At 74.9% G+C, this 13,215-nt stretch carries 11 protein-coding genes; 3 read left to right on the top strand and 8 right to left on the bottom strand.

Features of this window, described 5'->3' with window-relative positions; translation table 11 throughout:
• Positions 1 to 3: 3 nt before the first annotated feature.
• The 5 genes from RSE42_RS01230 to RSE42_RS01210 form a co-directional block, all read right to left on the bottom strand.
• Positions 4 to 702 carry a copper resistance CopC family protein gene (locus RSE42_RS01230; RefSeq protein WP_415297673.1) on the bottom strand — a complete coding sequence of 233 codons (699 nt, stop codon included), beginning with the start codon at positions 700 to 702 and terminating at the stop codon, positions 4 to 6.
• Positions 703 to 791: 89 nt separating this feature from the next.
• Positions 792 to 1,463 carry a hypothetical protein gene (locus RSE42_RS01225; RefSeq protein ID WP_085386811.1) on the bottom strand — a complete coding sequence of 224 codons (672 nt, stop codon included), beginning with the start codon at positions 1,461 to 1,463 and terminating at the stop codon, positions 792 to 794.
• 9 nt (positions 1,464 to 1,472) lie between these two features.
• Positions 1,473 to 1,970: a hypothetical protein gene (locus RSE42_RS01220; protein ID WP_415297672.1), complete on the bottom strand. Its 498-nt coding sequence runs from the start codon at positions 1,968 to 1,970 to the stop codon at positions 1,473 to 1,475.
• A gap of 115 nt (positions 1,971 to 2,085) precedes the next feature.
• Entirely contained in the window at positions 2,086 to 2,754 is a 669-nt protein-coding gene (locus RSE42_RS01215; RefSeq protein WP_085386813.1) for a Pr6Pr family membrane protein, read from the bottom strand.
• Between the two features lie 184 nt (positions 2,755 to 2,938).
• Positions 2,939 to 3,142, bottom strand: coding sequence for a cold-shock protein (locus RSE42_RS01210; protein WP_076404113.1), 204 nt, complete (start codon positions 3,140 to 3,142; stop codon positions 2,939 to 2,941).
• Between the two features lie 545 nt (positions 3,143 to 3,687).
• On the opposite strand from RSE42_RS01210, the gene RSE42_RS01205 reads away from it, so the two are divergent.
• From RSE42_RS01205 to RSE42_RS01195, 3 genes are all read left to right on the top strand, one after another.
• On the top strand, positions 3,688 to 4,962 hold the full coding sequence (locus RSE42_RS01205; RefSeq protein WP_051028465.1) for an amidohydrolase: 1,275 nt from the start codon (positions 3,688 to 3,690) through the stop codon (positions 4,960 to 4,962).
• A 79-nt stretch (positions 4,963 to 5,041) separates the two neighbouring features.
• Positions 5,042 to 6,556 carry a putative glutamine/gamma-aminobutyrate antiporter GadC gene (gene gadC, locus RSE42_RS01200; protein ID WP_415297671.1) on the top strand — a complete coding sequence of 505 codons (1,515 nt, stop codon included), beginning with the start codon at positions 5,042 to 5,044 and terminating at the stop codon, positions 6,554 to 6,556.
• Between the two features lie 50 nt (positions 6,557 to 6,606).
• Positions 6,607 to 7,029 (top strand): hypothetical protein, encoded by a 423-nt coding sequence (locus tag RSE42_RS01195; RefSeq protein WP_137279937.1) that lies wholly within the window; start codon positions 6,607 to 6,609, stop codon positions 7,027 to 7,029.
• Between the two features lie 7 nt (positions 7,030 to 7,036).
• On the opposite strand, the gene RSE42_RS01190 is transcribed toward RSE42_RS01195, so the two are convergent.
• Genes RSE42_RS01190 through RSE42_RS01180 form a run of 3 tightly spaced genes read right to left on the bottom strand, consistent with a single transcriptional unit; the run spans position 7,037 to position 13,211 of the window.
• Positions 7,037 to 8,227 (bottom strand): alpha/beta hydrolase, encoded by a 1,191-nt coding sequence (locus RSE42_RS01190; protein WP_409141205.1) that lies wholly within the window; start codon positions 8,225 to 8,227, stop codon positions 7,037 to 7,039.
• A 2-nt stretch (positions 8,228 to 8,229) separates the two neighbouring features.
• The gene (lysX, locus tag RSE42_RS01185) at positions 8,230 to 11,571 is read right to left on the bottom strand and encodes a bifunctional lysylphosphatidylglycerol synthetase/lysine--tRNA ligase LysX (RefSeq protein ID WP_163186602.1); all 3,342 of its coding nucleotides are present in this window, start codon (positions 11,569 to 11,571) and stop codon (positions 8,230 to 8,232) included.
• A complete protein-coding gene (locus tag RSE42_RS01180) occupies positions 11,568 to 13,211 on the bottom strand; it encodes an APC family permease (protein WP_211932366.1) in 1,644 nt (547 codons plus the stop codon). The genes lysX and RSE42_RS01180 overlap by 4 nt, the downstream gene beginning before the upstream one ends.
• Between the last annotated feature and the right edge of the window lie 4 nt (positions 13,212 to 13,215).

Here is a 13,215-nt window from a genome sequence, read left to right as displayed (position 1 = left end):
CGGTCAGCCCTGCGGGTCGTGCGGGGCGCCGTCGTCGGTGCCGGCGTCCGGGCCGGGGCCCCGACGGCGCAGCACGACCACGACGACGACCGCCGCGGCGACGACGAGCGCGCCGAGCCCCACGAGCACCGGCAGCAGCGACGAGGTGCCGTCGTCCGCGGTCTCGGCGGCGTCGGTGGTCGTGGTCGCGGAGGGCTCGGACGTGGTGCCGGTCGTCGGATCCTCGGTCGCGGTCTCCTCCGGCGTCGCCGTGTCCGTCGCGGGGTCGTCCGTCGCGGGCGCCTCCGGCTGGGCCACGACGGCGAACGCGAACGTGCCCTCGATCGGGTGCCCGTCGGACGAGACGACGCGCCACGCGACGGTGTACGTGTCGCCGCCGAGCGCGACGGCCGGGTCGAGCGCGAAGGTCGCGGTGCTGCCGTCGATCGTCGGCGCACCCTGCGTGACGACCGTGCCGGCCGAGTCGGAGACGACGACCTGCGGCTCGACGGGGAGCGGCTCGGTGTTGAACGTCAGCGTGATCGCCGCGGGCGGGGCCGCGAGCTGTGCGCCGTCGGCCGGGTCGGAGGTGAGGAGCCGGTCGTGCGCGGACGCCGGGCCGGCCGTGAGCGTCGTGACGGTCGCGGTGAGGCCGAGCGTCAGGGCCGCGGCGGCGAGGAGGGCGAGCAGGGCCGACAGCGGTCGGCGCAGGGAGAGGGTCATGAGGTTCTTCCGTCCGAGGCGCGGCCGGTGGCCGCACGGTGGTGCCCGGGGGCCCGGCCGTCGCCGGGTCGGCCTCGTCGGGTGCCGCGTCAGGACGCGGCGAGGGGGCGCAGCAGTGCTCCCGACGGACCGTGCGCCCGCGGCGGTCCGCGCGTCGGCGCCCGGAGCGACCGCCACACGTCGACGACGCGCACCGGGCGCGCGGGGACGACGCCGCGGCGGCCGAGGACCGCCGCACGGGCCGGGAGCGGGAGCGCGGCGCGCGGGGTCACCCAGGTGAGGAACCGCTCGAGCGCGCGCTCGCCGTGCGCCAGCACGAGGGCGAGCACGACCGTCGCGGCGGCGTGGGCGGCGACCATCCACGCGCCCGACGCCGCGAGGTGCTCCGGGTGCAGCGGGGACGCCGCGCCGTCGGCCGACGGCACCGCGCACACGACCGCGCCCGACGACGCCGCGAGGTGCGCAGCGTGCCCGGCTCCCCCGCCGACGGCGTGGCACGCCCCGGGGGTCAGGACGGTGAGCGCCTGGTGGAGCGCGAGCTGCGCGCCCCCGAGGAGCACGACGAGCCGGGCGGGCGTGAAGCGCAGGCGGGCGGCCGCCGTCGTGCCGGCGAGCGTGAACGCGGCGAGCGCCGCGAGGACCAGCGGGTCCGGGAGCGCACCTCCGGCGACGCGGTGCGCGAGCGCCGTCAGCGCGAGCACGAGGGTCGCCACGAGCGCGGCGCGGGCGACGCGCAGCGGACCGACGACCGGGGAGGGCACGAGGACACCCTAGCGGGGCCGTCGCCACAGGCGCCCGAGCCGACGGCGGACCGCCGCGCGGGTGGACTCCGGGAACGACCGCCACGCGGGCCACGCGAACGCCACGGTCCACGCACCCGCGCCGCCGAGGAGGACCGCGCCGGTCTCGACGTCGTCACCGATCGCGGCGTGCTCGACGTCCGGGACCGCCATGACCGTGCCCGCGTCCTGCGGGTCCCGCAGGACGTCGAACGTCCCCGCGTACGGAGCCGGTGCCGGGTGCCACCCCGTCTCGCCGATCTCCTCGCCGTCGGCCCACGCCCCGACGAGGTACACCTCGGCGGGCCCGTGCGGCAGCTCGACGAGGGCGCGCACCGCGTCCACGTCCAGCGTGCTGCCGCGACCGACGGCGATCACGTGCACCTCCGCCCCGCTCGCCGTCGTGAGGACTCCGGTCTCGGCGAGCCTCTCGGCGACCCGCTGGTCGCCGCGGTCCGCGATGACGATCCCGGTGAGCACACCCGTCATGATCAGCCCGACGGTGAACGCACCACGGCTCCACCCCCACCGTGCACGGCGCCGACCACCCCACCGGTCTGACGGACGACGCCTCACCCGTCGGCCCGTGCGGCGCGCGGCACGGTCACGGGCGCTCGCCCGACGCGACGACGTGCATGCTGCGCCCCGCGCGCTCGGGGTACCGGCCGATCGCGGGGCCGGTGGGCAGGAGCCGGTCGAGCCCGACGATCACGAGCCCGAGCACGAGGAAGCCCGCCCCGTAGAGCACGACGTTGACGAGCAGCCCGGTCCAGCCGAGCGCGTCGAGGTCGACGAACCCGTACGGGTACTCGCTGCCCGGGCTGACGAACCCGCGGATCGTCGTGAACGCGAAGTACGCGAGCGGGTACAGGAGCCAGCGCGCGGCGTCGAGGCCGCGCAGGCGCCGGTGCGCGTCGAGCAGGAGGAAGTCGGCGACCACGGCGAGCGGGAGCACCTCGTGCTCGATCTGGCCGTCGGTGAGCCCGAGGAAGACGGCAGGCGCGCCCGGGTCCTCGGGCGCGAGCACGAGCCACGACACGAGGCCGGTGATCGCGGCGAACAGCGTCACGCCCCCCTTCAGCCATCCCGGCGGCTGTCGGCGGCGCAGGAGGGACGCGGCCCCCGCCCAGGCGAAGACGACCGCGATGAGGAAGCCCGTCTGGTTCGTGAAGTAGACGAGGCCCTCGATGTCCCCGTCGCGCCAGATCGCGCGCGTCCCGACGAGGGCGAGGACGACGAGGAACAGCCGGAACAGTCCGACGACGACGTGCATGCGGGCTCCTTCGCGCGCGGTGTGGCTCCGGTCGAGAGCCTAGTCCCCGCGGCCGGGGCACGACCGCCGTCGGGCACCGTCGCGCGCGCCGGGGTCCGGGCACGCCGAAGGGCCGCGCACGAGGCGCGGCCCTCCGGTGGAGATCGTCACCCCCGCCGGCGCGAGGCGCCGGGCGGGAGCGGGATCAGAGTGCCTGGATGTTCGTCGCCTGCGGGCCCTTGGGGCCCTGCGTGACGTCGAAGGAGACGCTCTGGTTCTCCTCGAGCGAGCGGTAGCCGCTCGACTGGATCTCGCTGTAGTGGGCGAACACGTCCGCGGTGCCGTCGGAGGGGGCGATGAAGCCGAAGCCCTTCTCCGAGTTGAACCACTTCACGGTGCCTGTAGCCATGGTGTTTTCCTTCGTCGAGACGACCGGCCCACGTGCGCGGGTCCGGGTACCGCGCCCTGCAGGGCGCCGGCGGTTCGGGGTGTGGTCGCGGCGGGAGTCCGCCGGGCGACCGGGCGGGGCGCTCAGATGGCGCCGCGCGTGCTCCAGGGCGGCGACGACGGTCACGGGCCGCGTGAAGCGGTCGTGGACGTGGAAGCCGTCCGGGCGTCGGGTGACCATCCCGGCGTACTCGCCGTCGGCCGTCGCGACCCACAGGTCGTCGTCGGCGCGGCGCAGCACGAGGTCTGGTCCGGGCGTGCCCGCGGCCGCAGGAGCGGTCGCCGGGCGGTCAAGGATGGTGGAAGAAGTGATGTGTTTCTCTGCTCTCGCTCCGCGCGCTTCTGGGGCGGAGATCGTCGTCGGCAGCGTCTGCTGCCCGGCGCCCGCGGTCGTGCTTCGATGCCGAGGACCGAAGATCGTCGCGAGACCCTGCTCGCGACCTAGGCGCAGCCCTCACGCTACACCATGGCGTGTGGCGGACGGTCGCCCCGGGCGATGATGGGGGCATGACGACCTCCTCCACCCCCGCCCGCACCGCCCCTCGCACCGCGCGCCGCAGCGTCGCCGTCGTGAACGGCTACGTCGTGCCCGTCGCGTCCGACCCGATCGAGAACGGGACCGTCCTCGTCGAGGACGGGGTCATCACCGCGGTCGGCGCGGACGTCGTCGTGCCCGACGGCGTCCCGACCCTCGACGCGCGCGGCCGCTGGGTGCTGCCCGGCTTCGTCGAGGCGCACGCCCACATGGGCGTCATGGAAGAGGCCGAGGGCTGGGCCGGCAACGACACGAACGAGATGACCGACCCGAACGGCGCGGCGCTGCGCGCGATCGACGCGATCAACGTCGAGGACGAGGGCTTCCGCGACGCGCTGGTCGGCGGCGTGACGAGCGCCGTCGTGAAGCCGGGCTCGGGCAACCCCATCGGCGGGCAGACCGTCGCGATCAAGACGTGGGGCGGTCGCACCGTCGACGAGCAGGTGATCCGCGAGGCGGTCTCCGTGAAGTCGGCGCTCGGCGAGAACCCCAAGCGCGTGTACGGGGACCAGAAGAAGACGCCCTCGACGCGCCTCGGCGTCGCGAAGGTCATCCGCGCCGCGTTCGTCGACGCGCAGAACTACGCCGCGCGGCGCGACGCGGCCGAGGCGAAGGGCGAGCCGTTCGACCGCGACCTCGCGAAGGAGACCCTCGCGCGCGTCCTCGCGGGCGAGCTGTACTGGGACCAGCACACCCACCGCGCCGACGACATCGCGACCGCGCTGCGCCTCGCCGACGAGTTCGGCTACCGGCTCGTCGTCAACCACGGCACCGACGGCGCGGCCGTCGCGGACGTCCTCGCCGAGCGCGACGTGCCGGTGATCTTCGGCCCGCTGTTCACGTCGCGCTCGAAGATCGAGCTGCGCAACCGCGACATCGCGAACCTCGGGGCGCTCGCCCGCGCGGGCGTGCGCGTCGCGATCACGACCGACCACCCCGTCGTGCCGATCAACTTCCTCGTGCACCAGGCGTCGCTCGCGGTCAAGGAGGGCCTCGACCGGGACACCGCGCTGCGCGCCCTCACGGTGAACCCCGCGGCCTTCCTCGGTCTCGACGACCGCGTCGGAGCGCTCGCGCCGGGCCTCGACGGGGACGTCGTCGTATGGTCGGGCGACCCGCTCGACGTGACGTCGCGCGCGGAGCACGTGCTCATCACCGGCACCGAGGTCTACACGTGGGACGCGACGGCGGCCGACGGGCGCGGCGCGGGCCGCGTCGTCGAGCGCGGCGAGCGCTTCCGGGCCTGACGCCGGCCCCGCTCGCCGGTCGCGCGCGGCGTCGCTAGCGTTCCCCCCGAGGGCCGTCGCGCCCGCCGAGGGGGACGCCATGGCCCGGACCGCCACCTCGCAGCACCCCGCCCGGCCCGCCGCGGCGACCATCACGGCCACGTCGCTGGTCATGCTCAACGTCGCCGCGGTGGTCAGCCTGCGCGGTCTGCCCGCCGAGGCGGAGTACGGGCTCTCGTCCGCGTTCTACTACCTGCTCGCCGCCGTCTGCTTCCTCGCACCCGTCGCCGTCGTCGCGGCCGAGCTCGCGTCCACGTGGCCCGAGGAGGGCAGCATGTTCCGCTGGGTCGGCGAGGCGTTCGGGAGCAGGTGGGGCTTCCTCGCGATCGCGATGGTGTTCGTCGAGGGCTGCATCTGGTTCCCGACCGTCCTCACGTTCGCCGCCGTCACCCTGGCCTACACGGGACCAGAGGCGCGGTTCGACGAACGGGTCGCCGACGACCGGCTCTTCGTCCTCGCGATCGTGCTCGTCGTGTTCTGGGCCGCGACGCTCATCGCCCTGCGCGGCGCGTCCGCGTTCGCCCGCACCGCGCGCTGGGGCGGGATCGTCGGGACGCTCGTCCCCGCCGCGCTGCTCGTCGGGCTCGGCGCCGCCTACCTCCTCGGCGGCGAGCCGTCCCGGACCACGCTCTCCTGGGGCGCGTTCGTCCCGGACCTCACGCGTCTCGACAACATCGTGCTCGCCGCCGGGATCTTCCTCTTCTACGCGGGCATCGAGGTCAACGCGGTCCACGTGCGCTCGATCCGGCGGCCGGAGCGCACCTACCCGCTCGCGATCCTCGTCGCCGCGCTCGTGGCCGTCGTCGTGCTGACCCTCGGCACGCTGACGATCGCGGTCGTCGTGCCGCAGCAGGACATCAGCCTCACGACGAGCCTGCTCCAGGCGTTCGACCACCTGCTCGCCTGGGCGGGGATCGGCTGGGCCGGGCCGGTCGTCGCGGCGATGCTCGCCGTCGGCGTCCTCGCCGGCGTCACGACGTGGGTCGCCGGGCCCGCCACGGGCCTGCACGCCGTCGCGCGAGCGGGGTTCCTCCCGCGGTGGTTCCACCGGACGAACGACCGCGGCATGGCGACGAACATCCTCCTCGTCCAGGCGCTGGTCGTGACCGTGCTGTCGGTGCTGTTCGTCGTCATGCCCTCCGTGCAGTCCGCGTACCAGCTCCTCAGCCAGCTCACCGTGATCCTCTACCTCGTCGCCTACCTCCTGATGTTCGCCGCGGTCGTCGTGCTGCGCCGCACGCAGCCCGACCGGCCGCGCCCCTACCGGGTGCCGGGGGGCCGCGTCGGGGTCTGGGCGGTCGGCGGGCTCGGGTTCGTCGCGTCGCTGCTCGCGCTCGTCACGAGCTTCGCCCCGCCCGGCCAGGTCGCGGTCGGCAGCCCGACGACGTACGTCGTGCTGCTCGTCGCGCTCGCCCTCGTCTTCGTGGCCCTCCCGCTGCTCCTGTACCGCGCCCGCACACCGGCCTGGCGGGACGACTCGTCGACGTTCGCGCCCTTCACCTGGCAGTCCGCGGACGCCGCACCCGACCGGGGCGGTCCCGGCCCGCCGGGGTGACGGGCGAGGTTCCCGTGGCGCGAACCCGCGCGGCGGCGGACCATCGGAACATGCCTACCCGACCCGCTCCCCGCCCTCGCAGCGCCGCGACCGGCCCGGTCGTCGGTCTCGTCGTCCTCGTCGGGGCGCTCGCCGCCTGCTCCGGCCCCGGCCCGGGCGACAAGGACGTCGAGTACGACTCGCTCGACGCGCTCCACCACGCCGCCACGTCCGCCGGCCTCACGTGCCTGTCGTTCACGACCGAGAGCACGGACAGCGAGGACGTCGAGCTGGGCGCGTGCGACGACACGACGCTCCTCGCCGTGTTCGCCGACGGGATCGCCGAGGACGAGTTCCTCGCGCTCCTGCCGCGTCAGCCCACCGAGGAGGGCGAGGCCGCGCTCGCCGGGCCGAACTGGGTCGTGCTCGGCGACACCGGCGACCTGCTCGAGACCCAGGCGGGCATCGGCGGGCAGTTCCTCACCGACGAGTGACGCGGCGTCAGCCGCCCGCCATCTGCCGCTGCGCGAACACGAGCCCGTACGGGAGCGCGGTCGCGGCCATGGCCCACGTGTGCGCCTGACCGGGCTCCTCGCGGAGCTCGACGGTCTGCCCCTGGTCCTCGAGGTCCTGCGCCATCCGCCGCACCGTCGTGAGCGCCTCCCGCGGCGCGTCCTGCCCGGAGTCGAGGAAGACGGGCATCGGGTGCGTGAACGTCATCGTGGGCAGGTACGTCGTCGGGGTGTTCGCGTCGATCTCCGCCTGCGTCGAGAGCATCGTCCGTTCCGGCCCGGGGCCGGGGTTCCCGTAGGGCTCGATCGCGAGGATCGCCCCGTACAGGTCGAGGTTCCGCAGACCCACGTTGAGCGCGCAGAACCCGCCGGACGACATGCCGCCGAGGACGCGGTGCTCGCGGTCCGCGAGCGTCGGGTACGTCGCGTCGACGGTGTCGACGACGGTCGTCGTCAGGTACGTCTCGACCTGCTCGCCGCCCGTCGTCGAGTCGAGGCACTCGGTGTCGAGCCCGCCCGGCCCCGTGCCGTTCACCGTGGGCGCCACGACGATCATCGGGTCGACGAGCCCGCGCCGGATGAGCACGTCCATCGTGCGCGGCACCCGCCCGGCGGCGAACCAGCTGCTCGGGTCGTCGGGCGACCCGTGGATCAGGTACACGACCGGGTAGCGGGTCGAGCCCTCGGGGTCGAACCCCGGCGGGAGGTACACCCAGGCGTCCTCGTCCGCGATCTGCTCGACGGCCGTCCCCGGGATCGCGAGCGTCCGCACCTGGCCCCGGTGCGCGCCGCCCGGCGCGTCGGCCGACAGGTCCGTCAGACCCAGCGCGACGAGCTGCACCCGGGCGGCCCCCCACGTCGGGACGTAGCCGGAGTAGGCGTTGGCGCCGACCGCCAGGCCCAGCACGAGGGACAGCGCACCGAGCGTCGCGAGGGACGCCGTCGCGACGCGTGTGCGCCACGGCCGGCGCGCGTCCTCGCCCCGGGGCCGCCCCGCGCGCCGCGCCCGGGCGCCGCGCCGCGCGCGGACCACGGCCCACACCACCGCTCCCGCCCCGAGCACTGCCAGCACGACGGCGACCGGGTAGCTCGTCAGGTACGTCTCGGCAGGCTGCAGCTCGCGCAGCACGGCCGCGGGCAGGGCCGGGTCGGTGTCGGGGACGGGGAGGCCGGTCGCCACGGTCAGGACCGGCGCTGCGGCTTCACGAACGGGAAGGCGAGCGTCTCGCGGATCGACGCGCCGATGATCGTCATGTAGATGCGGTCGACGCCGAGGCCCAGCCCGCCGGTGGGCGGCATCGCGAACTCGAGCGCCGAGAGGAAGTCCTCGTCGATCTCCATGGCCTCCGGGTCGCCCGCCGCCGCGAGGAGCGACTGCTGCGTGAACCGCTCGCGCTGGTCGATCGGGTCGATGAGCTCCGAGTACGCGGTGCCGAGCTCGGCGCCGAACGCGACGAGGTCCCAGCGCTCCGCGAGGCGCGGGTCGCGGCGGTGCACGCGGGTGAGCGGCGACGTCTCGACCGGGAAGTCGGTGTAGAACGTCGGCTCGACCGTCTGGCCCTCGACGAGGCGGTCGTACATCTCGTTGACCACCGCGCCGTGCGTCTCGTCCTCGCCGACCTCGATGCCGAGCCGGGCGCACAGGGCGTGCAGCTCCGCGTCGGGGGTGTCCGGGGTGACCTCGGCGCCGACGGCGCGCGAGACGGCGTCGTGCACGGTGACGACGGGCCACTCGCCGTCGAGCCGGACCTCGCTGCCGTCGGGCCGGCGCGACACGGCGTCGCCGTGCACCGCGACCGCGGCCGCGACGACGAGCTCGCGCGTGAGGTGCCGCATCGTCGTGTAGTCGCCGAACGCCTGGTACGCCTCGAGCGACGTGAACTCGGGGTTGTGCGTCGCGTCGGCGCCCTCGTTGCGGAAGTTGCGGCCCAGCTCGAAGACGCGCTCGATGCCGCCGATCGCGAGCTGCTTGAGGAACAGCTCCGGGGCGATGCGCAGGTACAGGTCCATGTCGTACGCGTTGATGTGCGTGCGGAACGGCCGCGCGTTCGCGCCCCCGTGCACGCGCTGCAGGATCGGCGTCTCGACCTCGATGAAGCCGCGCTCGACGAGCGACGAGCGCAGCGAGTGCACGGCGGCGGAGCGGCCGCGGAGCGTCACGGACGACCGCGTGTCGAGCGCGAGGTCGACGTGGCGCAGGCGCATGCGCGTCTCCGGGTCGGCGAGCCCGCGGAACTTGTCCGGCGGCGCCTTGAGCGACTTCGACGCCATGACCCACGACCCCGCGTGCACGGACAGCTCCCCCGTCCGGCTGCGCGCGACGGTCCCCGTGACGCTCACCTGGTCCGCGAGGTCGACGACGCGGCGCCAGAGCGCGAGGTCGGCGGCGCCGTCGGCGGTGAGCATCACCTGGCGCTCGTGGTTCTCCTCGCGCAGGACGGCGAAGACGACGCCCCCGAGGTCACGGAGCCGCACGACGCGCCCCGAGACGGACACCTCGTGCCCGAGCAGCAGGTCGTCGACGTCGGCGAGCCGGTGCGTGCGCGGCACGGCCACGGGGTACGCGGGCATGCCGGCCGCCGCGAGCACGTCGAGCTTGGCGCGGCGGGCGCGCTCCTGGTCGGTGAGCCGCCGGGTCGGCACGTCGAGCGCGAGCAGCGCGTCCTCCTGCTCGCGCACGGCGGCGCCGAGCGCGGCGTCGGCCGTCGCGACCTGCTGGCTCCCGGTGCCGCCGCGCGCGCCGGGCCACTGCGGCACGAAGCCCTCGGCCTGCCCCGCCGCGAGCGACACGGACGTGAGCTGCGCGGGGGCGGCGTAGCAGAGGTAGCGCGTGCGCCAGCGCGGCTCGTACTTCTGGTTCGAGCGGTAGAGCTGGTCGAGCTGCCACCAGCGCGACGCCGTGAGGACGAGGCGGCGCAGGAAGCGCTGGAAGGGGCTCGCCGCGACCGACTCGCCCTGCTCGATCAGGCCGCGGAACATCGCGAAGTTGAGCGAGACCCGGTCGATCGCCATGCCCGCGCCCTCGCTCGCGAGCGTCGAGATCATGAGCTCCGTGACGCCCGGCACCGCGTCGGGCGACCGGCGCATGTAGTCGAGCGAGACCCCCTTGCGGCCCCACGGGACGAACGTGAGCAGGCCGCGCGGCGCGCCGTCGCGGTCGTGCGCGGTGACGACGAGCACGCGCGGGTCGCGCGGGCTGCCGAGGCGCTCCAGTGCCATCGAGAAGCCGCGCTCGTCCTCGCCGTGCCGCCACGCGTCGGCGGCCTGCGCGAGCGCCGCGAGCTCGTCCGCCGGGATCTCGCGCTGCCGTCGCAGGCGCACGGTGTACCCCTCGCGCTGGGGCCGCGCGACGGCGTGCCGCACGGGCCGCATCGACGGCGACGCGAGGTCGAAGGACCGCGTCTCGACGATCGCCTCGTCACCCATCGTGAGGACGGCGAGCCCGGCGTCGCGGTAGGCCCGCGCGCCCTTCTCGCTCGCCGAGAGCACGCCGGGCGCCCACCCGTGGCGCCGCGCGTACGCGAGCGTGCGCTCGATCGCGTCGGGCCACGACGCCGGGTCCCCGAGCGGGTCGCCCGCGGCGAGCAGCACGCCGCTCACCACGCGGTACGACACGGCGGCGCGGCCGTCGCCGGAGAAGATCGCGTCGCGGTCGTCGCGCGTCGCGAAGTACTCGAGCGAGTCGTCGCTCGGGTGCTCCAGGAGCAGACGGCGCACCGCGAGCTCCTCGTCCGGGGTGCGTGCGGCGTCGCGCGGACCGGTCCGCAGGAACACGAGCACCGCGAGCAGCAGCGCGGCGCCCGCGAGCAGGCCGCCGACGAGCGCGAGCCAGCCGGGCGCGCCGCCGTCGATGGCGAACGGTTCCTCGTGCGGCGACAGCCCGACCGAGACGCTCAGGGCCCACCCGAGCCGCGCCGACTGGTCGTCGAGGCTCGACGGCACGACCTGGAGCAGCGCCCACACGACGCCGGTCGCGACGGCGAGACCGAGCACGAGGACGAGCGCCGCCGTCCACCACGCACCCCGGGCGATGCGGGCGGGGAACGCGTGGCGCGCGGCGACGAGCACCACGACGAGCACGAGCCCGACGAGCCCGCCCGCGTACGCCGTCCAGTGCACGTCGTCGAGCACGCCGGCCGCCGGGTCGATCCGGTCGAGCACGATCGCGAGCAGCATGACGAGCGCGGACGGGAGCTGCCAGACGAGGACCACGAACCACAGCGCGGCGCGGCGACGGCGCAGGAAGCCGCTCGCGACGAGCCCGACCACGACCGCGGAGAAGAGCGACGGGTACGACGGCACGTTCGTGACCGACAGGACCTCGGCGACCGGGCGCTCGGCGTGGTGCGCGACGGGACGGAGGATCAGCGCGACGAGGAGCCACACCGCGTAGACCTCGAGGATCCGGCCGCCCCAGCGCGCGACCGTCTCCGCCCAGGGCGACGCGACGGCGGGCGGCGCTGGAGCGCGCCGTCCGCCGTCCGGGGTGGGCGTCTCGCGCCCGACGGTGCTGGTACCCGTCACGTGGTCTCCTCCGGGTCGCGCGGTGTGCGGGCGGGCGCCGGCGCGGGCTGCGTCGGCGGGTTGACGAGGACGTCGTCGGCGGTCTGCCGCTCCGCCGCGGTACGACGGTCCCACGTGGGGCGCCGCAGCGCGTAGAAGAGGAGCGGCGGGCCGCCGAGCACGACGACGACCCCGGCGACCACGATCGGGTAGGCGGTCTCGGAGAGGCCGCTGAAGCCGGACGGCCGGACGAACGCGAGCACGAACGCGGCCGCGCACGCGACGAACCCGAGCCCCGCGACGAACCGCATCGCGGGCGTGCGGTAGGTCCGCACCACGTCGGGCTTGGTGCGCCGCAGCCGGATCGCCGCGGCGAACATGAGCATGTACATGACGAGGTACAGCGCCGCCGCCATGTCCACGAGCGCGATGAACGCGGTGTTGCCGTTCGGCACCAGCACGAACAGCAGCGCGAGCAGCGTGACGATCCCGCCCTGCACCGCGAGGATGCCGACCTGGACCCCGGCCTTGTTGCGACGCTGGAGCGCGGGCGGCAGCAGGCCGGTCCGGGCCGCGGCGAGCAGGCCGCGCGACGGCCCGGCGATCCACGTGACGACCGACGCGAACGCCCCGAGGGCGATGAGGAGCGAGATGACCGGGGTGCCCCAGCTCATGCCCCAGTGGTCGAAGAACGCCTTGAACGCGAGGTTGATGCCGTCGGTCACGCCGAGCGTCGACTTCGGGACGGCCACGGAGATCGCGAGCGTCGGGAGGATGAAGACCACGAGGATGAGCACGGTCGCGATGGCGATCGAGCGCGGGAAGCCGCGCCCGGGGTTGCGCAGGTCGTTCGCGTGCACCGCGTTGACCTCCATGCCCGCGTACGCGAGCACGTTCGAGACGATGAGCACGATCGACGCGATCCCGGTCCACGGCGGGATGACGGCGGACGCCTCGAGCGTCGTCTCCGAGCGCTCGCCGGTGCCGAGCCAGACCGCGCCGAGCACGATGAGCAGGACGGCGGGCAGGATCGTGCCGAAGACGCCGCTCCACGAGCCGACCTTGGCGAACAGGTTGCCGCCGGCGAGCGTGATGAGCGTCGACCCCCAGTACAGGACGAGGATCACGACGGCCGTGTAGAGGCCGTTCTGCGTGAGGCCCGGGTCGCCCACGACGAACGACAGGCTCGCCGCGATGAACGCGATCTGCGTGGGGTACCAGACGACGTTCTGGATCCACTGGAGCCAGATCGCGACGAACCCGGCGCGCTCGCCGAACGCCTCGCGCACCCACGTGAAGACGCCGCCCTTCCAGCCGGTCGCGAGCTCGGCCGCGACGAGCGCCGTCGGGACGAGGAAGAGGATCGCCGGGACGATGAAGAGCGTCACCGAGCCGAGCCCGTACGACGCCATCGCCGGCAGCGAGCGCAGCGACGCGACCACCACCACGGTGAGCATCGCGAGCTGCACGACCGACATGAACGTCGTCGCGCCCGCGGCGGGCGCCCCGATGGCGGGCCCCGCGTGGCCCGGCGGCTGCCGGGAGCCGGGCGGCCCGTACGGGTGCGGCTTGACGTGCGCCGCCGTCGGCGCGTGCGTGCCGTCGGCCCGGACGTGCGGTCCCGAGCCTCCGGGCGGATCCTGTGCTGCCCCCTGTGCCATGGTC

Origin of the sequence: Cellulosimicrobium sp. SJTW-1 (assembly GCF_047716875.1) — a bacterium.
In the GTDB taxonomy this organism is placed as follows: Bacteria; Actinomycetota; Actinomycetes; order Actinomycetales; family Cellulomonadaceae; genus Cellulosimicrobium; species Cellulosimicrobium funkei.
The sequence above is the reverse complement of the archived record's forward strand: the minus strand, read 5'-3'. Positions and strand labels throughout refer to the sequence as shown.

Bases quoted from the DNA above. Each gene is read 5' to 3' on its own strand.
- RSE42_RS01230 (WP_415297673.1), bottom strand. From the start codon at position 702: ATGACCCTCTCCCTGCGCCGACCGCTGTCGGCCCTGCTCGCCCTCCTC.
- RSE42_RS01220 (WP_415297672.1), bottom strand. From the start codon at position 1,970: ATGACGGGTGTGCTCACCGGGATCGTCATCGCGGACCGCGGCGACCAG.
- RSE42_RS01215 (WP_085386813.1), bottom strand. From the start codon at position 2,754: ATGCACGTCGTCGTCGGACTGTTCCGGCTGTTCCTCGTCGTCCTCGCC.
- RSE42_RS01210 (WP_076404113.1), bottom strand. From the start codon at position 3,142: ATGGCTACAGGCACCGTGAAGTGGTTCAACTCGGAGAAGGGCTTCGGC.
- RSE42_RS01205 (WP_051028465.1), top strand. From the start codon at position 3,688: ATGACGACCTCCTCCACCCCCGCCCGCACCGCCCCTCGCACCGCGCGC.
- gadC (WP_415297671.1), top strand. From the start codon at position 5,042: ATGGCCCGGACCGCCACCTCGCAGCACCCCGCCCGGCCCGCCGCGGCG.
- RSE42_RS01195 (WP_137279937.1), top strand. From the start codon at position 6,607: ATGCCTACCCGACCCGCTCCCCGCCCTCGCAGCGCCGCGACCGGCCCG.
- RSE42_RS01180 (WP_211932366.1), bottom strand. From the start codon at position 13,211: ATGGCACAGGGGGCAGCACAGGATCCGCCCGGAGGCTCGGGACCGCAC.